At 36.8% G+C, this 24,118-nt stretch carries 21 protein-coding genes; 19 read left to right on the forward strand and 2 right to left on the reverse strand.

Translation table 11 applies throughout. The features are described from left to right. Positions 1–25 precede the first annotated feature (25 nt). Positions 26–205, reverse strand: a complete 180-nt coding sequence (locus tag CC204_RS01010; RefSeq protein WP_087639710.1) for a hypothetical protein — start codon at positions 203–205, stop codon at positions 26–28. A gap of 239 nt (positions 206–444) precedes the next feature. Between CC204_RS01010 and groES the strand changes: the two genes are divergently transcribed. Next, on the forward strand, positions 445–729 hold the full coding sequence (gene groES / locus CC204_RS01015) for a co-chaperone GroES (RefSeq protein ID WP_087639711.1): 285 nt from the start codon (positions 445–447) through the stop codon (positions 727–729). Positions 730–776: 47 nt separating this feature from the next. Then, positions 777–2,405 carry a chaperonin GroEL gene (gene groL, locus CC204_RS01020; protein WP_088268406.1) on the forward strand — a complete coding sequence of 543 codons (1,629 nt, stop codon included), beginning with the start codon at positions 777–779 and terminating at the stop codon, positions 2,403–2,405. A 122-nt stretch (positions 2,406–2,527) separates the two neighbouring features. Here the strand turns inward: groL and CC204_RS01025 are convergent, their stop codons facing one another. Next, positions 2,528–3,280, reverse strand: coding sequence for a TraX family protein (locus CC204_RS01025; protein WP_088268407.1), 753 nt, complete (start codon positions 3,278–3,280; stop codon positions 2,528–2,530). Positions 3,281–3,880: 600 nt separating this feature from the next. On the opposite strand from CC204_RS01025, the gene CC204_RS01030 reads away from it, so the two are divergent. From CC204_RS01030 to CC204_RS01110, 17 genes are all read left to right on the forward strand, one after another. Then, complete coding sequence (locus CC204_RS01030) at positions 3,881–4,996, forward strand: tyrosine-type recombinase/integrase (RefSeq protein WP_088268408.1); 1,116 nt, start codon at positions 3,881–3,883, stop codon at positions 4,994–4,996. A 345-nt stretch (positions 4,997–5,341) separates the two neighbouring features. Further along, the gene (locus CC204_RS01035) at positions 5,342–6,064 is read left to right on the forward strand and encodes a response regulator transcription factor (protein WP_088268409.1); all 723 of its coding nucleotides are present in this window, start codon (positions 5,342–5,344) and stop codon (positions 6,062–6,064) included. Positions 6,065–6,320: 256 nt separating this feature from the next. Continuing rightward, positions 6,321–7,652 (forward strand): pectate lyase-like adhesive domain-containing protein, encoded by a 1,332-nt coding sequence (locus CC204_RS01040; RefSeq protein ID WP_088268410.1) that lies wholly within the window; start codon positions 6,321–6,323, stop codon positions 7,650–7,652. 205 nt (positions 7,653–7,857) lie between these two features. Then, positions 7,858–10,311, forward strand: coding sequence for a WxL domain-containing protein (locus CC204_RS01045; protein WP_088268411.1), 2,454 nt, complete (start codon positions 7,858–7,860; stop codon positions 10,309–10,311). A gap of 22 nt (positions 10,312–10,333) precedes the next feature. Continuing rightward, entirely contained in the window at positions 10,334–10,672 is a 339-nt protein-coding gene (locus tag CC204_RS01050; RefSeq protein WP_088268412.1) for an LPXTG cell wall anchor domain-containing protein, read from the forward strand. Next, on the forward strand, positions 10,669–11,469 hold the full coding sequence (locus CC204_RS01055; protein WP_088268413.1) for a WxL domain-containing protein: 801 nt from the start codon (positions 10,669–10,671) through the stop codon (positions 11,467–11,469). Before CC204_RS01050 ends, CC204_RS01055 begins: the two co-directional genes overlap by 4 nt. 29 nt (positions 11,470–11,498) lie before the next feature. Next, the gene (locus tag CC204_RS01060) at positions 11,499–12,299 is read left to right on the forward strand and encodes a WxL domain-containing protein (RefSeq protein ID WP_088268414.1); all 801 of its coding nucleotides are present in this window, start codon (positions 11,499–11,501) and stop codon (positions 12,297–12,299) included. Between the two features lie 258 nt (positions 12,300–12,557). Continuing rightward, positions 12,558–13,631 carry a WxLIP family cell surface protein gene (locus tag CC204_RS01065; protein WP_088268415.1) on the forward strand — a complete coding sequence of 358 codons (1,074 nt, stop codon included), beginning with the start codon at positions 12,558–12,560 and terminating at the stop codon, positions 13,629–13,631. Positions 13,632–13,796: 165 nt separating this feature from the next. After that, positions 13,797–14,321, forward strand: coding sequence for a hypothetical protein (locus tag CC204_RS01070; RefSeq protein ID WP_227011209.1), 525 nt, complete (start codon positions 13,797–13,799; stop codon positions 14,319–14,321). Between the two features lie 10 nt (positions 14,322–14,331). After that, positions 14,332–15,087 carry a signal peptidase I gene (lepB, locus tag CC204_RS01075; RefSeq protein ID WP_088268417.1) on the forward strand — a complete coding sequence of 252 codons (756 nt, stop codon included), beginning with the start codon at positions 14,332–14,334 and terminating at the stop codon, positions 15,085–15,087. 36 nt (positions 15,088–15,123) lie between these two features. After that, entirely contained in the window at positions 15,124–15,792 is a 669-nt protein-coding gene (gene lepB / locus CC204_RS01080; protein WP_227011210.1) for a signal peptidase I, read from the forward strand. Between the two features lie 33 nt (positions 15,793–15,825). Next, positions 15,826–18,429: a YfhO family protein gene (locus CC204_RS01085; protein ID WP_088268418.1), complete on the forward strand. Its 2,604-nt coding sequence runs from the start codon at positions 15,826–15,828 to the stop codon at positions 18,427–18,429. Then, a complete protein-coding gene (locus CC204_RS01090) occupies positions 18,422–19,393 on the forward strand; it encodes a DUF5067 domain-containing protein (protein WP_088268419.1) in 972 nt (323 codons plus the stop codon). Before CC204_RS01085 ends, CC204_RS01090 begins: the two co-directional genes overlap by 8 nt. Next, a complete protein-coding gene (locus CC204_RS01095) occupies positions 19,390–20,130 on the forward strand; it encodes a hypothetical protein (protein ID WP_157894220.1) in 741 nt (246 codons plus the stop codon). Before CC204_RS01090 ends, CC204_RS01095 begins: the two co-directional genes overlap by 4 nt. Positions 20,131–20,278: 148 nt before the next feature. Next, positions 20,279–21,844, forward strand: a complete 1,566-nt coding sequence (locus CC204_RS01100; protein ID WP_088268421.1) for a glycosyltransferase family protein — start codon at positions 20,279–20,281, stop codon at positions 21,842–21,844. A 203-nt stretch (positions 21,845–22,047) separates the two neighbouring features. Beyond that, on the forward strand, positions 22,048–22,899 hold the full coding sequence (locus CC204_RS01105; protein ID WP_088268422.1) for an HAD-IIB family hydrolase: 852 nt from the start codon (positions 22,048–22,050) through the stop codon (positions 22,897–22,899). Positions 22,900–22,927: 28 nt separating this feature from the next. After that, complete coding sequence (locus tag CC204_RS01110) at positions 22,928–24,115, forward strand: hypothetical protein (RefSeq protein ID WP_088268423.1); 1,188 nt, start codon at positions 22,928–22,930, stop codon at positions 24,113–24,115. Positions 24,116–24,118: the final 3 nt, after the last annotated feature.

A 24,118-nucleotide genomic window follows, 5' to 3' on the forward strand; every position in this document is an offset into this window, starting at 1 on the left:
AATGGATCAATTGAATGAAAGCAGATCATTTACGATTATTGCGATAGCCTAATAAAAGAAAGATGAATACAAAGAAAAAAGCTGCTTCCCATAACGTTGTTGTCCAATCAAAACGTCGACTAATCCCGAAAAAGAAATTTCCTACATTTGCAATGATCAAATAAAGCCCTGTCGCCAGCAGAGCGCCAATAATTCGTTGTTTCATCTAAATCGCCTCACTTTCTTTTTTTTATTTTACCATGAAATCGTCTTAAACAAAAAATTGATTTATCTGATTAGGAGGTCTTTTAAAAGAAGCCTAAAAAAGAGGGAAGAAATATTTTATAAAATTGACCAAAAGACTTGCAAAGTAATAGCAAAATGAGTATTATAAAAAGTGTAAGTTAGCACTCGACTTATAAGAGTGCTAAAAAGATGATCAATTTTAGTATGGAGGGATTTATTGTGTTAAAACCATTAAGCGATCGCGTCATTATTGAAGTCGCGCAAGAAGAAGAAAAGACAGTAGGAGGCATTGTTTTAGCGTCTGCTGCTAAAGAAAAACCACAAACTGGAAAAGTCATCGCAGTAGGTGAAGGCCGTGTCTTAGATAACGGTACAAAAGTTCCTGCTGATGTTAAAGAAGGCGATGTAGTAATGTTTGAAAAATACGCCGGTACAGAAGTAAAATATGAAGGCAATGATTACCTGATCGTTTCTGGGAAAGATATTATTGCGATCGTTGAGTAATTATTACATTAGTAAATAGAAAAAAATAATTTTGAGGTGAAGAAATCATGGCAAAAGAAATCAAATTCGCAGAAGATGCACGTGCAGCAATGCTTCGTGGTGTAGATATTTTAGCAGATACAGTAAAGGTAACATTAGGCCCTAAAGGTCGTAACGTTGTTTTAGAAAAATCATTTGGTTCACCATTGATCACAAATGATGGTGTGACTATCGCAAAAGAAATCGAATTAGAAGATCACTTTGAAAATATGGGTGCTAAACTTGTTTCAGAAGTAGCGTCAAAAACAAATGATATCGCAGGAGATGGAACAACGACTGCAACTGTTTTAACGCAAGCGATCGTACGCGAAGGCTTGAAAAATGTTACTGCTGGAGCAAATCCATTAGGGATTCGCCGTGGGATCGAGCTAGCAACAAAAACAGCTGTTGAAGAATTACACAACATCTCAACAGTCGTTGATTCTAAAGAAGCGATTGCACAGGTTGCTGCTGTTTCTTCAGGTTCAGACCGTGTAGGTCAACTGATTGCTGATGCGATGGAAAAAGTTGGTAACGATGGTGTTATTACGATCGAAGAATCAAAAGGGATCGAAACAGAATTAGATGTTGTTGAAGGAATGCAGTTTGATCGCGGTTACTTATCTCAATATATGGTTACTGACAATGATAAAATGGAAGCTGTTTTAGAAAATCCATATATCTTGATCACAGATAAGAAAATCTCAAACATCCAAGATATCTTACCGTTACTAGAACAAATTTTACAACAAAGCCGTCCATTATTGATCATTGCTGATGATGTTGATGGAGAAGCATTACCAACATTAGTATTAAACAAAATCCGCGGAACATTCAATGTTGTCGCAGTGAAAGCGCCAGGCTTTGGTGATCGTCGTAAAGCGATGCTTGAAGATATTGCTGTCTTAACTGGTGGAACTGTGATCACTGATGATTTAGGCCTTGAATTGAAAGATACAACGATCGAAAATCTTGGAAATGCAAGCAAGGTTGTCGTTGACAAAGATAATACAACGGTCGTTGAAGGTGCAGGCGAAAAAGCAGGAATCGATGCACGTGTTCAATTGATCAAAAATCAAATTGCAGAAACAACTTCTGATTTTGACCGCGAAAAACTACAGGAACGTTTAGCTAAATTAGCTGGCGGGGTTGCCGTTGTCAAAGTTGGTGCTGCAACTGAAACAGAATTAAAAGAGTTGAAATTACGTATTGAGGATGCATTGAATGCTACTCGTGCAGCTGTTGAAGAAGGAATGGTTTCAGGCGGCGGAACAGCATTAGTCAATGTGATCAATAAAGTAGCTGAAGTAGAAGCAGAGGGTGACGTTGCAACAGGTGTGAAAATCGTTGTTCGTGCACTAGAAGAACCAATTCGTCAAATTGCTGAAAACGCCGGTTATGAAGGCTCAGTAGTTGTCGACAAATTAAAAAATATCGAGCTTGGTATTGGTTTCAATGCCGCAAATGGCGAATGGGTCAATATGGTAGAAGCAGGGATCGTTGACCCTACGAAAGTAACTCGTTCAGCGTTACAAAACGCTGCCTCAGTTGCCGCATTATTATTAACAACAGAAGCTGTTGTTGCTGACAAACCAGAACCAGCTTCACCAGCAATGCCTCCAATGGATCCTTCAATGGGTATGGGCGGCATGATGTAATAAAAATCAAAAAAAGAGTGCGTGTCAAAAGTGATTTTACTTTTGGCACGCATTTTAAATTTATGTGAAAATAGTAGAAACAGGTAGCTTCTCTGAATTGAACTTCTGTGTTGACTATTTTTCTAAAACCCAGTTAAAAAATATGGAACAATAATGAACTGCTGAATCGCAGTCAAAACCAACAAATGAACGGGATAAAACCAATAAAAAAAATACTTCATTTGTCGTCCACGCTGCCCATTATAAAAATAAATCAACGGAAAAGCCATAATACCAAATAAACTATTTTGTAAAATTACTGCTCCGCCGAATAAACATTTAAGTAGTTTGTGATTTCTAAAAATATACAAGACCACAATCAATAAAACACCGATCCAGCCACCATAATCTGTATGTAGCCATTCAGCTGAAAAAATCCCACAAATAATAAGAATACCTGAAATAAGATACCCTTTGATCGAACGGCTTTGACACCGTCTTAAACCAGCTATAACGAGTAAACCGATCAATAAGGTAAAAAAGACATTCTGACTTTGCCAATCAAACCATTGTTTAGAAAAAGCAAGATCATAAGGAATTTCAGAAAGAAAAGCAAACAAAAGTAAACGTAAACCATAACGTGTAACATTTGACGTATGAATAAATCCTTGAACCAGCAAAAAACAAAATAAAGGAAAAGCTAGCCTGCCGATCATAATAAAAATAGGAAATAATACTTTCGTAGTTTCTGCCATTATAGAACTGTCTGTAGTATAAGGGACAGAAGAGGAAATATACAGATGAAATGAAATGATTTTTGCTGTATGATCCATCAACATTGAAATAATCGCCAGCCATTTCAATTGACTACCTGTAAAATAGGCTCTACTTTCCAATAAGCCACCTCCGTATTGTAATATGTAAAGATATATTATTTTACCATAAAATTACATAAAGAAGTTTTTGGATTTTTAATGTTCGTTTAGATTTTGGGGAGAGATAGACTGGTTAATATGAATGAAGGAAAACTAGGTAGGGTACTAGACAGATAGATTTGTATTTTATGTTTTTTATATAAAAGATAAACAATATTTTTTATAAAAAGGATGAAATTTCTGTTTATATTGTTATAATAAAGGTATATATGTATCAGATAAATTTTTCTTGAATGTATCAGGTATAAGAAAATATGAAACGGTTAATCAATAACGCACAAGTCAATTTCAACTACTAATTCATTCTATCTTAAAAAAGATAAGCAGTCTAGATGAAAAAGATCATTTTTCTATCATATTTTTATGTAAATTGAGAAAAAAATGAGAAAAGATTCAAACAATTTGGTGTTAAAAAATTAAAAAACAAAGGTTTAGATGGTTATTGTTTTATTTTTATTGAAATTAACTTACTCATACTTATTATTTTATCAAAAAAGAGATAGGCATATATTTTTAAGCCGTCAAATAAGCCGTCAATTTTTTTCAGAGAGGGTGTCGCAAGTGAGTAGAAAAGGTGAAAATATATATAAAAGGAAGGATGGTAGATGGGAAGGTAGATATATTAAAGCAAGAAACGAACAAGGAAAGATTATATATGGCTATATCTATGGAAAAAAATATTCTTGTGTCAAGAAAAGACTTGCTGAGTTGAAAGTTCAATATTCTTTCACGCACAATAATCTCAGTTTATATAAAGGAAGTGTGGAAGATTGGTTAAATCATTGGTTGAATGTCGTGATGAAAAAGAGAATAAAGCAGTCGACTTACATAAGCTATCGTTTGCGGATCGACAAATACATTCTTCCTGCTTTGGGAAATCGTGCATTAGTACAACTAAAAAGTCGTGAAATAGAGGAATTCGTTAATTATCTGATTCAATTGGACTTATCATCTTCAACCATTCATTCAATAGTGACTGTGTTAAAAAGTGCATTGGGAAGAGCATACATTGAGAATTGCATTTTAGTAAATCCATGTAAAAATCTCTCATTATCTTCCACAACTACTAATGAGATATCTGCATTAAGTTTGGCTGAACAAGAGAAAATAGAAGCGATTGCATTAAAAGAGAAAGGAAGCTCTGCAGTTATTTTAGCTCTATATACAGGCTTAAGAATTGGTGAAATAAGTGGACTTCAATGGAATGATATTGATTTTGAAAAGAACATTATACACATTAGACGAACATTGTATAGAATTCCTAGTGTGACAAATAAGAAAAAGACTGAGGTTATTTTGGCAGAGCCCAAAACAAAAAGCTCTAAACGGTTGATTCCTTTAGCAGATAATTTGAAAAGCTACCTATTAAATAAAAAAAAAGAACGAACCTCTGAATATGTCATTTCTTGTAAGGGTAGCTATGCTGAACCAAGGGTGATCAGCTACCGTTTTCGAAAAACCATAGAAGAAGCCGGGATCAAATCGATTCATTTCCATGTTTTAAGGCACACTTTTGCAACAAGATGTGTGGAACGCGGTATCGATATTGCGACTTTAAGTAAGCTTTTGGGACATGCGTCAATCAAGTTGACCTTAGATACCTATACAGATTCACTGTGGGAAAATAGAAGAGAAGCTGTTTCCATACTAGATAAACAATTACAGGAGTTACTTTAAAAAAAGAAGCTAACAAAGATACTTTGTTAGCTTCTTTTTCTATGCAGGAAATTCATTTTTTAGCCGTCATAAAATGGTCAATTGATTTTTTCAAGTGTATAGCAATAAGACCTGACAGTGATTTTTCTTATACCTGATACATTCAAGAAATTAATTTAAGCCAAATATTTATTATAAAATCAAAATTTGCCGTCGATATAAATTCATTCGACCACTAATGAATTCACTTATCGTTATTATAATCGCAAATCAATTTTTTCTAAACTTTAAGGCTTCAAATTTAAAAGAAATATTGTTTAAAAGAAAAAAGTAAATCAACAAATGATGGTGAGGAGGCTTCGGGAAATGTACACAATCGGCTACATTTCATTAAATGGGGAGTTAAGTGAAAAGTACAAAGAATTTCTTCATATGTTTCAATGCGACATTCAATTAATAGAAAAAGAAACGATTGATCAGTTCCTTCAAGGAAATGCTGAACCAATTAAACGACTAGATACATTAATTATCGAGGATATTGATTTTTCTAGTATCAATTGGATTTGCGGATTGATTATGGAGATACGAAGACAAACAGATTTACCATTGTGGATTCTTACGTCTGTCAATGAATCCAATAAAACCAATCGTATTGTATATCTACAATTGGGCGCTGACGGAATCATTGATTATAACAAGGATCTAGATGAGTCAATATTAACTGTGAAGAACCTAATAAAACGTTTTAAAGAACCTCAGACACAAATAAGCACACCAAAAAATTCTCTCATTCGAGGTGTAAAAGATTTTCAATTAAATCCACAAAACTTGAGTGTTTGTTTAGAAGACGGCAAGGAAGTAAATCTAACGAAATTAGAATTTCTTACGATTGAATATTTACATAAACATGCACGTAAAACAATGACATATGAAGAAATCTATCAAAACGTATGGAATGATACCTATGGAAACAGAAAGTATCGGGTTTCTAATTTAGTCTTTCATTTAAGAAAAAAAATCGAGCACGATATCGAAAAACCACAGTACATCAAAACAATTCGTTCGAAGGGTTATATGTTATACATTTAAAGAATTTGAAAACAATTCATCTAATTAGTAATTAGACTGGGAATCGGCAAAAGATACATCCTAGTTGTGATAAAACCAATCATTTGATTTTAGTTAGAAATAGGAGGTAAAGACATGCATATTAGGATTTCAGTCAATAGGATAATTTGCGAAACTGGATAGAAGCAAATGCGAGGAGAAGTGGATACTCGTTACTTCTGGAGAGGAGGGAGCAAAAAGGTTTCGTCAAAAAGCATAAATTTAGGAGGAAAAAGAATTGAAAAAAACACACGTATTGAAAAAAAGTTTGTTTGCTTTAGCAGCAACAGCGACACTAGGAGCGGTGGTATTAACAGTACCAACACCAATTTCAGGAAGTCCGGTAGTAGCATACGCGGCAGAAGAAACTGCGGAAGTATCAACAATTGCCGAATTTGAAGCAGCGTTACAAAATCCTGCAGTTACAGTTATCAATGTAAATCAAAGTATCCAATTCAGAAAAAATATCACAAATATTCCAAATCGTGATCTAACGATCAATGGTAATGCGGATAAAGGTGTTGTGATCAACTCAGCACACAATTCTATCTATGGTAAACAAAATACTAAAGGCACAAATCTTGTGACGATCACAAACTCAAATATTGTTGGTGCTGACAGTGACGGACGTTTCTTCACCGGAGGATCTGGTAACGGACCTTCAAGCTATGGATGGGATGTTCTAGCAAAAGATGTCACTTATACTGGTGCTCGTTTTGTTCACCTTAGTGAAGGGAAATTAACATTTGACGGAACAAACAATATCACGACTCGCGCAGAAAATGCTTGGGTTCACGATTTAGAATTTAAAGCAGGTTCAACATATAACGGAATCGCTGCTAACAAAGATCACGGACAATTCTCAGCATTCTACTTTAACGGAGCGTTGATCAAAGGAAAAGCAACTGGTGAAGCAATCATCGGTGACAATGCAAAAGTCAATGTAAAAATTGGTCCTCAAAGTGATGTGAACTACTACTATCCAGTATTTTACGATAAAGTTCAAAAAGTTGATGTAGGTGCAAATGCTACTCTTGATGTTGATGCAGCAGGTGTTGCATTCCAATTTATTCCACGTGCAGATTACGTGAATAAAGTACCAACATTTAACTTAGCAGAAGGAAGTTCAGTTCACTTGAACGGCCGTGGCGGAGGAAACTACGCAACGATGAAACTTCAATATTACGGATCAGAAGTAAATGTTTCTGAAGGCGCTGAATTAGTTGTAACTGGTAACAGCAAAAAAGCAGTTGTTGAAAGTGAGTATAAAGGCGCGGTAATCAACCTTAACGCTCCTGCTAATTTTGAAATTACAAACAAAAAACCAAATTCAAAATTATTCTATTCAACAAACACAACAATCAATGCTACTGATGTCAGCGAAATCGCAACATGGTCTCAAACTGGCGGAGAATATGAATACAAACCTGTCTATTTAGATGGCGGAAACTTCTCAGTTAACTTCGGTAAGATTTGTAACAGTAACACATTATCAACAACAGGAGATATTTCACCAAACTTCAGACTTGAAAATTATGGAAAAATTTCTCTAGTTGGTGGCGGAATCTAATTGGTCATTCACTTGGCTGGCAAAAATAATGCCAATTAATTAGCCGTTTTTTGTTGGGGGGAACTTTCCGAACGACAAATTTTAGAAACAAAACGATTTAATTTGTCTCTTTGCGAAAGTTTCCCCAACCTTGGTTTTTATTGAGCGAATCAAATCAAAAAGGTGCGTGAGTTGACTTAGTATATTTTGGTGAGGAGGTGGAAAATTGAAAAAAATGAAACGAAGAATTTCTTTTATTATTGCTGCTTGTTTGGTTTTAGTTTGTGCTGGTTATATTGCTTCGGGAACGAATGAAAAAATTTCAGCTGCACCAGCAAACTACAATGATATTTTATTAGCACCTGATGTGAATATTGTCGGTAGCTCAGGAACAGTATCTGAAATCCCGGGTGACTATGGGACGATGTTCAAATTGACCAAAGATACTAGCTATGAAGTGAAGGGCTTAAAAGATCCTGTCAACGATGTATTAGTGAAAACTGGTAGTGGCATCGATGACCCTAATGCTTCTAAAATATTTAGATTTAGCCCAGATAACGTTGCAGAGGAAAAAAGTGTTTTAGTAAAAAATGCGGGACTTTACAACGGAAGAAGCATTGATTTAAAGCTAGTTATTGATCAAATGTCACTTACGAAAAATGCAAACACTGGGAAATATCCCTATATGAACTTCATTGCTGTGAACTATAATGATCGGGACAAAGCAGATGATACAGCCAACGTAGCAATTAAGACGTGGGGAGCAATGTTTCTAATGCTTGGAAGCTCCAACAGAAGTGCTTCTGACTATTATGATACTTATGCCATTGGGGACAAAGTTCAATATCATTATGAATTTTATGACCATGAAACAAGCTTACCCATTGACTTTCAGGGAACGTGGAACTTTAACAATATCAATGGATTAAAAGCTGTTACTACAGACTTTGATGATGATTTTAAAAAGCTCTATGTATTAGAAGACACGTGGATTGGCTATTTAAAGGATACACCAGCTGTAGGGAAGCTTGAGCTTTATGGAACCAATTCGACGACGAACAGCCCAAGGAGTTTGCTGACTCAGCTATTCTCTGGACGTACATTCAACACAAGTATGGAACGTAGAGCTGCAACTACTAGTACAAATCCAGCGGCAATGGCAGTTATGTACGGGACTCAATCACTTGCGAGGATCGCTCCTGCTTCACCGATTGTTTACGGTATAAAAAATGAAGCAAAGCATACAGATACAGAGAATTATTTAGATCTTAAGTACTCCATTTTACAAACAATCCCTGATAATAAAGTTGAAAACAGAGACAACTCGTTTAAATTGGAAACAGAGGTACCAAGTATCTATGATATCGATCTTTCTAAAGTGAAAGTACTTGAATATGGGACAGATACGGACTGGACAGGATTGTTTACTGTTGAAAAAGCTCCAGGAAACTCTAGTAAGCTCATTTTAACAGCCAACCTTTCAGATGCGGCATCTGCTGAAAATTTTAATGGAAAAGTTTTTGACATAAAGATTACGGCAAAGCCAAATGCGTCATTTAGTTTTGATAAGGCGAATGATTTATACGGTTATAAAGACAGTGGTGACGATAACGGTTACATGACATTTGAACTTGGTGGACCTAAAACAAATGCATACTATACGTATAATACTGTCAACGGGAATGTATTAAGTGATACTTTAGAATCTAAAATAATCTCAGGGCAAACAATGTCTAAAGTTCTTTACGAAGGGAAACCTGATGCGGATCCCAAACAAAATATCAAAGTGCCGTTAGGAACAAACTTTACAACTGATTATCCGGATCCTGGAACATCATTTTTAGATAATATTCGAGTAGATACAGATAATCCTATTGATAAACCTGTAGCAGTTACTTATAAGCAACCATTGCCGAATACTTCGACTCTTGGGGAAGTCACCTTGACCTTGACATTAACAACAGCTAAAGGTGTAACCAAAGATGTTCCTGTAAAAGTGACCATCGCTCCTACAATTGCCGAATTACGGGTTAAGTACAAAATCAACGGCAGTTACATGACCGATAAATATCCTGATTATGTCGATACGACTCAAATGATTGGAGATCCAATCAATTTGAAAAATATCAAATCAGTCACGGATACGATTCAGGCCATTAAAGATGCTGGTTATGAACAAACCAATGCACCGGTCGAAGAATTTGTCCTTTCAGCAAGCGGTAATACGGTGGAATATGAATTTGAAGGTAGACTATTTTTATCTTCAACACCAACTAAGCTAAACTTTGGGATCGAAGAAGTCAGCTATAAGGCAATTCGTGTAAACGAAGCAACACTTGATAAAGCGTTGATCATTACAGATACAAGAGCCAGTAAACAAAAATGGACCCTTCAAGCTAAAGTAACGCAGGATTTCACTTTAACAGATACAGATGGTTCAAAAAAAGTTATTCCTAACATCTTGAGATATAACGATGGAACGGAGAATGAAAAGAGTTTCTTGTTGGATACTGCGCAGGATTTATTGACGGATACTCATACGACAAGTAATGAGTTTGATGTAAGTGGAACCTGGAATCCGAAAGGTAAAGGGTTCAAATTAGATGTACCTGCGGATACAGTGAAGAAATTTGGTAAATATCAAGCGACAATCGAATTTACAGTTGGAGAAACCCCGTAAAAATTAAAGGAGAGACAAGCACATGACAGTAAAAAAAATGCGAGCAACTATTGTTCTACTTTCCCTTGTTTTTATAGGTAGTTTCTTCATGCTGAAACCAGTAATGGTATATGGAGCAGAGGCTTCTGTGAAGACGAACGGAGAAATAGTTTTTACAGAGGAGAGTACGCCTCCAACATCTGAAACAACATCGTCTAGTGAAGAACCGACAAAAAAGCCGGCAGGAAAATATCCATCTACAGGAGAATTGATTCAAAAAAGCCTATCGGTTAGCGGAATTGCTGTTCTTATTTTTGCACTAGGTTTTTATCTAGTCAAAAGAAAACGAGAAGCTGCCAGAAAGGAAGGGTCTGATCAATGAAAAGAATGAGCTTACTGATGACTGCTTTTCTTGGTACTGTTCTCTTTTTTTCAGCTCAAATGGAACAAGCTCATGCAGAAGCTTCACGCAAAAGCGGAGCAGAAATCGGTTTGAGTCAATTTAAGGAAGAAGATTCTATTATTCGTGATCCTGAAAATCCTGATATAGAGGTCGATCCAGGCGAAACACCGCAAACGGATGGTGATTTACGAATCGATTTTGTTCCAAAGCTAAATTTCAGCACAGTAAAAATAAGTAAAGAAGCAGCGGTTTATCCGATCAATGCACAACTGTTTCACGGCGAAACTGGAGCGAGAGGAAATTTTATTCAAGTTTCCGATTATCGTGACAATCATTCAGGTTGGACATTACAGGTAAGACAAGAGGAACAATTTAAGCATGCAACGAAGGTTGGAGCTGAGCTAAAGGGAGCAGTGATTTCTTTTGACCAAGCTTGGACAAACTCGACTAAAGATGCATCTTTATCACCGTCAGTTTCCAAAGAAGTTATTCATATGAGTAACATTGGAGACACGTATAATCTTGCACAAGCACAGGACGAAAAAGGTTCTGGGACTTGGAGCATCATATTTGGCGCATCAGCAGAAAATAAAAATGGGCGTCAAAATTCATTAGAACTGAGAAAGGATTCTTCAGGAAAGACGATTGAAGATCCAATCTTTAAAAAACCTGTGTATAGTAATCAAGCGATTACACTAACTGTCCCTAAAGAGACAGAAAAAGAAGCAGGTGCTTACTCAACGGTGTTAACTTGGATATTAGCCGAGTTACCATAAATATACACAAAAACTAGGAGGAAATACAAATGAAATTAACACACAAATTAGCTGGTACAGCTTTACTAGCAACATTGGCAGTAGTAGCAGCAGGACCGGCAACTAAAGCGGCAGATCCAAACAAACCAGGTGTTGGTGAAGGAGAAATCGAATTCACAAGTAAAACGTATGAAACATACGATACTTCTGGTGTTGTACCACCTAACACAGATAGCCAATCAACAAGAGATACTGACAGCACTGCATTATTAGATGGAGAATTTTTAGTACAAGGTATGTCTAAACTAGTCTTCAATTCACAAGCAGCAACAACTGGTGCAGTAACTTCATGGGCGAAACCAACAACAGCTAACCCATCTACAGCAGCTGACCACGTGCCAGCACGTGCTAACTGGGTTCAATTCAAAGATGACCGTCAAACAGATGATCACACATACGAATTGACTGCAAAAATCACTAAAAACTTCCAATTCAATGATACAGCAAAAGGTAAAGTAAGAAACATTACTGGTGCTGAAATCACTTATGGTAACCCAGTTTTAGTTGCTGATGCAGAAAATGAATCTTTAAAACCAAGTTCTACAGGAATCAAAACAGCTGTAGTAAACGAAACAACACCAGCTGCTGTATTTACAAATACAGATGGTACTGAAGCTAACGGATCTAAAGGTCGCGGACGTTATGCCGTTTACTTTGGTGATGTGGATGATCCAGCTAAAAAAGCAGAAGAATCTGTTAAATTAGAAATCCCAGCAAACCAAGCACAAGAAATCATGAATGGTAAATATGTTGCTGAAATCACTTGGACACTTTCAGAAACACCATTATAAGTTGAAATCAACAATTTAGGCTGGAACAGAAGCAGCACACTCTAAGAACAACTTTCGATCAATCAGCTGATCACGGTCAGCTGATTGATCGAAATATATGGGAGCTGCTTTTGCTCCCGCCATTTATTTCATAAGCACAGTAGTTTAGAGAAGTAACAATAATCAGGAAGTATTTGTAACTAATTTTAACTATAGAAGTTGAGCATTTTTAGTCTTGGCTTATTGTAGTGATAGGACGAGAAAGGACAATCAAATCAAATGAAAAAAAGAATCAGCTTATGCCTAATGATAGGATTATACATAGTATCGTTGTTTGGCTTTGCCCTGCCTGCACATGCTGAAAAGCAGTTTGCCTATGAATCGATCATGCCGGAAAATCAACAAGGAGATGTGCAGTACTTCAATTTACGGATGAATCCAGGTCAAAAACAAACCGTTCAAATCATGCTTACAAACCGGGCAGATGAAGAACAAACGATCACGATTGGATTGAATGGCGCTAAAACCAACTCAAACGGTGTGTTAGAATATGGCCCCTCTTCAATTAAAAATGATGCTTCACTTAAATATGACTTCAAAGATATTGTAAAAGGCCCGACCGAAGTAACATTGGGACCAAAAGAAACTGCCCCTTTGAATTTAGACATAACAATGCCGGAAGCCGGTTATGATGGTAAAATCGTTGGCGGAATTTATATGAAATCAAAACCAAGCAAAAAAGAGGAAGAAGAAAAGAAAAAAGCGACAGGTGTGATCAACGAATATGCCTTTGTAGTAGGGATGGTTTTGCAAGAAACAGATACAGCGATTACACCAGAATTAAAGCTGAATAGTGTCTCAGCAGGGTTATCAAATTACCGTAATAGTATTTTTGCCAACTTTTCGAATATTTCAGCAGATTTTGTCAGCGGAATGACTGTTGAAATGGAAGTGACGAAGAAAGGGTCAGAAGCTGTTCTTTACGACACTAAGCGTGCGGACATGCGTATGGCTCCCAACTCACTGATCGATTTTCCCTTAGAGATGAATGGTGATCAGATGGAACCCGGTGATTATAAAGCTCATATTCTGGTTACAAGCGGAGATAAAAAATGGACATGGGATAAAGACTTCAAAATCACAAAAGAAGATGCAGACAAATACAATGCGCAAGATGTGACGCTGATCCAAGAACGAGGAATCGATTGGAAGCTGATTGCGATGATCGCAGGCGGCGTATTTATTGCCTTCTTAGCAATTTTCTTCACTGTTAGAACAATGAATAATAAGAAGAAAACAAAGAAAAAAGGCAGCAAAAAGGGAGCAAAAAAGAAAAGAAAGAAGAGCAGCTAAATAAGAAAGGGGATCAGTAATATGGTTCTGTTAGATTGGTTTTTTATAGGGTTGCTTTCTTTAGCTATGCTTTGCTTTATGTTTGTATTATTTTGCTTATTTTACTTCTTTGCTACGAAAAAGGAATTAAAAAAGAGCCAGTGGAGAAGGCGACCAAAAAATAAGATGAAACGAAAAAGATGGGTGCGCGAACGACGGCTGCTTGTCAGTCGTCAAAAACGTTACTTTAGAAATTCATTGATTTTTTTAGCTGTCATGCTTTTATCAGCCGGTTCTGCTGCGTACGCTAGATACTATCAATTGACGAATTTGACGTCAGATGATGCGAAAGTAGTTGTTCAAGGCTATTTATTGACAGAAGATTTGGAACAAAAGCTTACGACCATCAAAGAAGGCGGCAGTATCGAGAAAGTCTACCCTCAGTTTCAAGAAGTAAGTTCATTATTGGTCACCTATGGCAATCGACCAGTTTCAGCAGGACTATCGGAAGAAGGCTCCAAGTTATTGACTCGTTATTATGTTTCGATGAAAGATGTTGGGATGAACTTATCGACTTTGACACAAGAACAATTAGCCAATAAGGAAATACTCGAAAGTTATCTGAAAGATATAAGTAAAATCAAAGAACGACGAAAAGCTGTTTTTACTTACTTTAAAGTCAATGAGTCGGCACTGAAACAGAAAAACTAGGAGACTCGACATGGAACAAAAGGCTAAAGCTAAGAACCATAAAAAACGTAAAAAGATAAGAACACAGACAGCGAAAAACATGGAAAGAAAAAGTCGTAAGCCGCAAAAAACAACTGCTAAGACACGAGTGAACTCTGCAGCAAAAAAGAAACATTCTTCATCCAAAACAATAAATAGAAAAAAAGGGAAACGAAAAAAAGCGAGTCAGAAAAGAAAAAGAAGTGAGCAAAGACGCCAAGTGTACAAAGAAATTGGTATCAGCTTTTTCCTATTGATGAGTCTTTTTTTTCTATTGCAATGGCTTTTCTTTAGCTTGCCGACAGTTAATGGTTATGGGATGACTGCTACATTGAATGACGGCGATCGGCTATTTGTCAGTAAGCACGCGAAGATCAAGCGGTTCGATATGATTTATTTTAAAAATCCTGTAACTAATCAGTTGACGGTCCGGCGGGTCATTGGTCTACCTGGAGAAGAAATCACTTATGAAGAAGATCAATTGATAATCGATCAAAAGTTCGTTGTTGAACGATTTTTGGTGAATGAGCAAAACGAAGCAAAAGCAGAGGATCGCTTATTAACTGAAAATTTTTCTTTAGCTTCCTTGACAGGGTCTAGAGCTTTACCAAAGGGCAGCTATTTTGTTTTGGGCGATAATCGGCATTACGCAGCGGATAGTCGTCAGTTTGGCTGGATCGATGAAGAAAATATTATTGGTGTTGTGAAAACAAGGCTTTTGCCACTGCATAACATGACGCAATTTTAATCAGACAAACAAGGTTTTACAATAGGAGGAACCGCTGTGGCAATCAATCAAATGCAGACACAGAGACCTAGAAAAGGGCAATCTACGATCAAAAAGCGTCAACAATTTTCAACTAGAAAGCGCCAAAAAAATAAAAAAGTATCGGAGCGGGAAACTAAAAAGAGACTGATCCTTCGTGAAGGACTCCTGCTTTTTTTTGTAGGCCTTTGTATTCTCGGCTTGTTACAAATCAAAACACATCGAGTTGACGGACGTTCGATGCTGCCTACGCTGCAAAATAATGATCGAATCATGGTGAGAAAAAATCGATCACCGAACCGCTACGATTTGATTACTTTTGATCCGGAAATACCAGAGGAATCCAGTTATGTTAAGCGGGTGATCGGTATACCGGGAGATCAGCTTTGGACCGATCAAACAAGTGTGTATTTAAGACCAAAACAGGCAGGCGTGTGGAATGATGTAAATGATCAATTAACGGCTCTTCAGTTGCCTGACAGCACATTAAAGCTGACTGTGAGTGCTGAAGTAGCTCGGAAATTACGCGATATTTCAGTGATTCCGGAAGGTAGTTACTTTGTTTTAGGCGATAATCGGGATGCCTCAAAAGACAGCCGCCACTTTGGATTGGTCGAAGCAGAACAAATTGAAGGAACGGTAGTTTACCGGTTTTTTCCCTTTTCGCGAGTAGGACGCATAAATTGAAAAAGAGATTGAATATCTAGGAGGAAACGCAGTATGAAGTATAAAGAATGGATCAAACATAAGGGCTGGGCATTTTTATTGAGCATTCTTTTACCGATCGGCATTATGGGCTTTGTTTATTTTCTTCTAGGAATTTATCCAGGCAGCGAGAAAACGATTTTAGCTAGTGATGCTTTATCGCAAACGTCTAATTTTTTTGCCAGTTTTAACAATGCTTTACATGGAAAACAGAGCTTTTTATATACGTGGTACGGTTCATTAGGGCTGAATTATTGGTCCTTTATGGCGTACTATATCAATGGCATTTTTAGTCCACTTGTTTATTTTTTTGATAACAGTCAAATACCGGACGCGTTATATATGATTCTTTTACTGAAATTCGGTGCGATCGGCGGAACATTTTGGGTAATGAGTGACCGTATTTTCAAAATCCCCCAATGGAGCAAATTGATTTTGAGTGTCAGTTTTGCCTTAAGCGGATTTTGTGTTGCTTATTCTCCGCAGCAAATGTGGCTGGACGGGCTGATTTATTTACCGTTAGTTATTTTAGGGATTCACCGCTTGATGGATGAAAGAAAACCGGCATTATTGTTTATTAGTTATTTACTCTTGTTTTTATCAAACTTTTACATGGCTTTCATGATCGGTGTCTTTTCTTTTCTATATGTATTTTGTCGATTTATATTAGCACCGCAAATGTACAAAAAGTCGTTGATCACCTATTTGATCACTTCACTTTTAGCAGGCGGAGCTTCAATGGTCACTATTTTACCTACCTTGCTTGATTTGAAAAACAATGGGGAAAGCTTAACTAAATTAAGTCGTTTGTTTACAAATGATACAGGGATCTGGGACATTCCGGTTAAAACTATGGTTGGTGTCTATGATACTAGTAAATACGGCAGTGCGCCGTTTCTGTATTTTGGTTTATTAGGAACGATTTTTTGTCTTTTCTATTTTGTTAGTCCAAAAATAAAATTGAAAAATAAACTCGTATACGGCAGTCTTTTTTTACTGTTGATCGCCAGTGTTTATATTGAGCCCATGAATCTATTTTGGCACGGATTCCATGCGCCAAATATGTTTTTATTCCGTTTTAGCTTTTTATTTTCTTTTTTAGGCTTACTTCTAGCAGGCTTCGGACTGGAAAAAGTGACGAAAGAAGACGGCAATCGCATACTAAATATCGTTTTAGGTATCATTTTTCTTTATGTGTTGATTGTTTTCTTCGCAAATCGTAAACGGTACGATTTCTTAGATAAAAATGCTGTACTGGCTAGTGTGGTTTTTTTGATTGTTTACTTGCTGATTTTGTTGCTGAAAGATCGCTTTAAATCAAAGCAAGCGGTTTGGCTGCTGTTTTTAGTTGCTGTCTTCATCGGTGAAATGACACTGAATGCTCAAAAATTAGTCGAAGGAATTGCAAGTGAGTGGCGTTATCCGGAACGAGTTGCCTACACTCAAAACTATGAAGATGTGCATCAATTAGTAGAATGGACCAAAGAGCAAAATGATACTTTATACCGCTTAGGCAATCTCAATAGTAGCTCAAGAAATGAAAGTTTTATTCATGGCTATAGCGGTGTTTCGATGTTTTCATCGATCCGAAACCGTCACTCTTCGATGTATATGAATGAGTTGGGTTTTCGTTCAACAGGAACCAATTTGACGATCCAATATATCAATAACACGTTAGTGATGGATTCCTTGTTGGGAATCAAATACAATTTAGCGCAAAATGATCCTGATAAATTTGGCTTTACTCTTAAGAAAAAAGTCGGTAAATACGGCGTGTATGAAAATGAATTTGCTTTGCCTCTGGGTATGCTGACGGATAAAGGTATCTACAAAAAAGATGGGGTAAAAAATCAAACAGAGTTATTGCAATATTTATCTGGCGAAACGGATTCGTTCTTTTATTTTTCAGAAATCAAAACGCTCAAAGAAGAAAATGTTCAAGTCGAAGATCATGATTCTGTCTTATTTTACTCAAAAACAGTGCCTAATAAATTGCGGACATTAACTTATTCAGTCGATGTTCCTGCACGCTCGCAAGCCTATCTTAGCTTATACGGTCAGGGAACTGAAGTTGATGTCAAAATGAAAGTCAATGGCGTTGAAAGCTGGGCTGGTTTGGAAGGAACGGGGCAATATTATAATTTAGGGTACTATGATAAAGCTGAAACAGTAGAGGTCGAAGTAAGTTTCACAGGCGATCGGGTGGTCCATTTAGTGAGACCAAATGCGATGTTTATCAACGTTGATACGTTTAAAGAGGCGATTCAAAAGGTAAAGGAAAAAGAAGTTGCTTTTAAAACAGATGGACGTACCGCAGAGGCTAAGGTGAATTTAGATAAAGAACAAGTAGTCTTGACAACGATTCCTTATGACAAGGGCTGGCAAGCTTACATTGATGGAGAAAAAGTGGCTATTCCAACCTTCAAAGATGCTTTTCTTGCGTTGCCAGTTGCCAAAGGCAGCCACACGATCAAGTTTGTTTTTGTTCCTCAAGGGCTTAAATTAGGAGCGATTCTTTTTGTCAGTTGTATTCTTCTTTTTATTTTCTATAACTGGTATCTAACAAGAAGGCAAAAACAAAGCGTAATAGTAATTGAGAATGGAGGGTACTATGACTAAGAAACCAATAAAAGTGTTACTGTTGTTCCTACTTCTTGTTTTTAGTGGTTGTTCAGCTAAACTAGCGGATAAAAAGGAATCCTTTGAAGGAAAAGGCATCGACTATACGATTCAGCTACCGAGTACATGGGAAACAGTAACAGATTTCAAAGTAAAATACAGTAACGAAGCAGTGTTTGGTGCACAAGATACCAAAAGCAACTCAACGTTGGTCGTGATGAGTGAAAGAAAAGAAGCTATTACTCTTGACGAAGGTTTTGGCAAGCGGATGCGAAAGGAACTGAAAGAACAGTATAACTATGAAAAAGAATCTGAAATTTTTATGAAAGAATTTAAGGTTGGTAAATATAAAGGATATAAATATACCTTAGATACAATGTTTGAAAAACGGTCAACTTGGCTGCATCTATACTATATTGAAACAGCGCACGGGCTTCTTCAACTGAATTATTATTCTGCAAATGATGGTGGTCATGAAAAAAGAGCGGAGATTATTGATGAATCGGCACGCTCTGTAAAAGAAGTCAGCGATTCAGGAAATGACACTTCTGCTGAAACTGATGAAGTGGTTTTTGAAAACGAAACGCTCTCGATCCATTTAACTGGTGTGATGAATTTAAATGGGGAAGACAACAAAAAATTACTTGCGTTACGCTATACAGTTAAAAATATCGGTGAACAAGAGATAACAGCTAAAGTTTGGGATGAAGCCATCCAGGTAACTCAAAATGGTCAAACCTTAACTGAAGGCAAACTGCCAAAAGAAAACACGATATTGGATATTCCTAAATTGATCGAGCAAAAAAGTGAAGCAATTACGATTGGAGCAAGTGCAGAAAGTGTATCTTTATACGAGCTGGAGGATACAAGTGAAGTGACCTTAGTGCCTTCTAAAGAACGTTTTCCAGAGGCCGATGAGATTCCGATCATCATAACGACTGCAGCTGAGGAAGGAGATAAATGATGAAACAAAGAAACTACTTGTTTTTGCTTGCTCTATTTATCTGCCTTTTACCAGTTTCAGGCTGCTCAGGTAAAAATAATGCTGCTAAGGTTGAGCATCAGCAACTGATTTGGCACGAGCAGCAAGAGAAGCCTTTTGGAACCTTTGATTATCCAGAAATTTCAGAGGATGAGGCCTTAGATTTACTGAAAAATAAATTTGAGGTGAAGATACCTGCAATCATTCAACAGACAAAAAAGTTGTTTGATGAACAGATCATTACCGCTGATCTCGAAATAAAAAAAGCAGAGTATTCACTGTATGCGTCTGGAAATGACCTGTTAGTTCGAGGGTATTACCCTGTGTTTAAAGGAGAAGAATTAGTTGTTTTTGCGTTAGTCGACCTGAAATATTCGTTTGATAAAGAGCAAAAAGAGGTTCGGTTAGTTTCGCAAAGCTTGGCTCTGTCAAATTATGGACAAGAAGAGGCGTTTCCCAAAGATAATTTCGATGAATTACTGCTTGAAGTGGCTCAAATTATTGATATCTCAAAGGATACAGCTGATTTAGCCATCCAAAATTTTGAGAAAGATTACAAAGAAGTCGATAAACGACCGGCTTCAAAAACAGTTGTCGTCTACGGAAATGATGAAGAAGCAGAGGAAAAGAAACTAGTTTCTCAAACCTTACGAGTTGGATTTAATGAGAAAAGAGAATTTAGAGAAATTCATGCGGCAATCGTCGACTATACAGAATAAAAGAACGATTCGTTAGATAAGCGATTCAAGTGAAAAGAGGTGAAACAGGATAAAGAAAGAACGCAATCGGCAGCGGATGCTCCTATTTATAGTGTTTCTGCTGTTAAGTATCATACCGCTGCTGTTTACTCATATAGGAAAAGAAGTCATGTATCGCGGAGATGACCTTTATTTTCATCTCAATCGAATCGAAGGATTAGCTTTGGGTATAAGAAATGGAGATTTTATTCCTAAAATCAATCATTTTTTTCTTTATGGTATGGGCTATGGCTCACCCATTTTTTATTCAGATATTTTCCTTTATCCTGCCAGCCTACTTAGGATCTTAGGGCTGTCAATCAGCAACAGCTATATTATTTTCTTGATCGGTATAAACTTTATGACGTATTTAATTGCTTATTATAGTTTTCTTTTTTATAAAAAAGTTCCTTTTCAAGCGTTTCTGTTTGCTGTTTTATATGGAACAGCTTCTTATCGTTTAAGTGATTTGACGGAAAGGGCTGCTGTGGGAGAAGTATTGGCTTTAGCGTTTATACCGTTGGCATTTGTCGGTGTGTGGTCTATTTTTGAAGGAGAAAGTGATAAATTCTATCTTTTATCTCTGGGAATGGCAGCGTTGATTTTGAGTCATGTGTTGAGTGCTTTTATATTTAGTCTATTTATTTTGGTCTATTTACTATTCAATATCCGTCATGTGATCGGTGAAAAAACAAGAACAGTCGCTTTTTTTAAAGCAGCTGGACTAACGATAGTATTATGTTTAGGTTTTCTTGTCCCATTGGCTGAACAAGTCGCAGAGCAATCTTTCACGTTTCAAACAAGCCAAGTAGCACAGCTCAGTCAAGAAGTTGGATCGATCGGCGACTATTTGAACATTGCTATTCGAAATAGCGGGTTTAATAATTTAGGACTGTTGATGATTGGACTACTGATTTTCCTAGCACTAAATTATAGTCGATTTTCTAAACAAGCTAGACGCTTGCTTATAATGACAGGTCTATTTTTATTTGTTTCAACGAGCTTCTTTCCACATAGATTACTAGATCATACAGTGATGAACGCGATCCAATTTCCTTGGCGCTTATTTTCGATCGTTACCTTTTGTGTCTGCTGGCTATTTGCAGAAAACTATTCATTGATCGTAAAAAATGAGCATGGGAGAAAATTACTTTCATATAGCGCTATAGCAATAGCTCTGATGCTGGTGTTCACTCATAGTCTTTTTGTGGCAGATACTGACCGATTGGTTTCAAGAGATCAAATCGAGCAGCTGCCTTCAGCATTTTTAGGCTGGGGGAATGAATATATCCCATCAGGTACTGATTTTCAGGAAGTGATTCAAGCACCTAAAACGATCCGCAATAGTAAGGGAATCACACTGGAGAATGTTACCTTTGATTATGGCGCGATCGACTTGGCTTATCAGATAGATGAAAAAGACTCAAAAGAAGCGATCGTTTTTCCTTTTATTTATTATAAGGGCTACCAAGCAAAAGTGAATGGAAAGATGATGGAAGTTTACAATAGTCCGACTTTTCCAGGCCTTAGTGAATTACGTTTGAGCGGAAAAGGAACTGTCCATTTAGCTTATTATTGGACAAGACTTCAATTATTGTCAGCCACTATTTCAGTGGGAAGCTGGCTGCTTCTAGTCGTCTGGCTATTAAGACAGAACAAAAAGAAACAGAAGATAGTAAATGAAAAAGACGAATGATCGAAAGAGCTATGTTGACTACGGAAAAGGTAATCAGCATGGTTTTTTTATTGTGCTTTATGTTCTATAGGAAATGATGTATAAAATGAAAAAATAAAAATCAAAATATATAATAGGTTTCTTTATGCTATAATTTACGCTAGGAGTATAAAATGTTAACTCGATTTATTAAAAGAGAAAAACGAAGTAGGAGTGAACGATCAATGAATGTTATTTTTTGTGATATAGATGGTACGTTTCAGGAAATGGGGCAAGAAATTCCGCAGGTCAATTTTGATGCAATATATGCCCTTCAAAAACAAGGAGATCATTTTGTGTTTATCAGCGGTCGTGGCTATGCGCAATTAGAAGAGCTAATAAATCAGCTGGATAGTGAATGTGATATGATTTTCAGCAATGGTGGTGGCCACAAATTAGTCGGTCAGCCAGTTGAGTACAATCATTGCTTGTCTTTGGATGAATGTAAAAAAGCGATTACGATTTTAGAAGAACGCAATATTTTTTATCATCTCCATACAAATGAAGGAATCATTTTAAAACCAGTTGAGAATTATGAAGAAAATATTTTAGCTTTAAGAGAAAAACTTGCGCCAATGGGAGATATTGGAAAGCAAATCATGGACTTCAAAGAAAATTTCTTTAAAACGGAATGTTATCATGTAGAGGATCCGTTGGCTTATTTAGTGGAGCATCCTGAGGTGAAAGTAATGAAGATCGAACTGATGGAGGCTAGTGATGCCGAACATGAGAAGTTACGCAGATTATTGGGGAGTGACACAGCATATGTCTTTTCTTCATTTACGCAGTGTCTAGAAGTGGTCGATCCAAAAAGCAGCAAAGGTTATGCAATCAAAGAATTTATGAATGCTTATCCAGAGGCAGTCAGCTATGGTATTGGCGATGGCGAAAATGATTTGGCGATGCTGGAAGCCGTTGATGTTTCACTTGCGGTCGGTAATGCGTTAGATATCGTTAAAGCACAATGCGACCGAGTGATCGGTGATTGCGCTGATGGAGGCGTTGGAAAATTTATTTTTGCAGAATTAATAAAATAAACAGTTCATGTTGGTAAAAGGAGAACGAATGGAAAATATAAATGAACAGATTATTCGGGATCTTGATTATTATAAATCAGGAATTCGACAGCTCTATCAAAGAAGCTATCAGATGTATCTATTTGGACTGATTGCAGTGATGCTTTTGACAGTTACAGGAATTGGTGTCTCAACTACTATTTTGAGAGGAATTTTAGTACTCGTTTTTGTAGGTGAAATTGCAGGCTTGCTGTATTTGCTTCGTTTTTTAAAGGAAGCTTCGTTTGAAAGTTATTTTAAAGAAATTCCGGAAAAATTGATCGAGGCGTTTCCAGTGATGCAGGAAAGTGCGCCGCAAGAAGACAATCAAGCCTATTATTTTTTAGATAGCCAGGGTGAATTGATCAAGTTAAATAAGAAAAATATTCGTAATTTCCCTTCCGCTATCAAGCAATATACATTACTCGTAGGTTTCAACTATGAAACAGATAAAGTTAGATTTGAGCAGCCGCTGCATTTTTATTACTATGATATTACGGCAATCACGCATTCTGACAGTTATAAAAAAGAAGTGTTGAAGAATACCAACTTCATGGAAAAACGTCGGAAAAGAAGAATTCGTACATTGATTTTAACTTTGATTGGCATTGCTTTGGCAGGAGCTGTGGTGTATTTTGGTGCAAAAACTTATTTGAATGATAATGGCTCATCCATTTTTGAAAATCGTTTACGTGATGAGGCAGATTTCGATCAGGATGAACAAAAAACGACGATTCAGTCAATGGATCTATCAAGAGGGAATGAAACAATTCAGCTAACATTGCCTCAAGAACTCCATGATCAATCAGGCTATTTTATGGATATCGCTGATGAAAATGGCTATTCATATCAATCGTTTATGAGTGAAGCGTATTTTATAGATGTTAGTATGATCGAGAAAGCGGCATACGATAGTTTTTCCGAGTATCTAAAAAAGGCCGCTCAAACGAGAACTGAAGCTTCCGTCGATAAGAAAACAGAAAAAATACATGGGGATTTTTTTATTACTGAATATCGAGAAGAAGCAAAAGAAGACGCTGAACAAGGTCAAATGATGGTTTACTATTTTGAATCAGAGGAAAATTACGGTTCGATCAGCTTGAGTTTTAAAGCTGCTGATCAGTTGAACTTACCCGATGATAGTGCATTGACCATTCTACAAGAGCTTAAATTCGAGCGAAAAGAGAGCATACTATAGAAG

The sequence above is a fragment of the Enterococcus wangshanyuanii genome, from assembly GCF_002197645.1.
Classification (GTDB): Bacteria; Bacillota; Bacilli; order Lactobacillales; family Enterococcaceae; genus Enterococcus_L; species Enterococcus_L wangshanyuanii.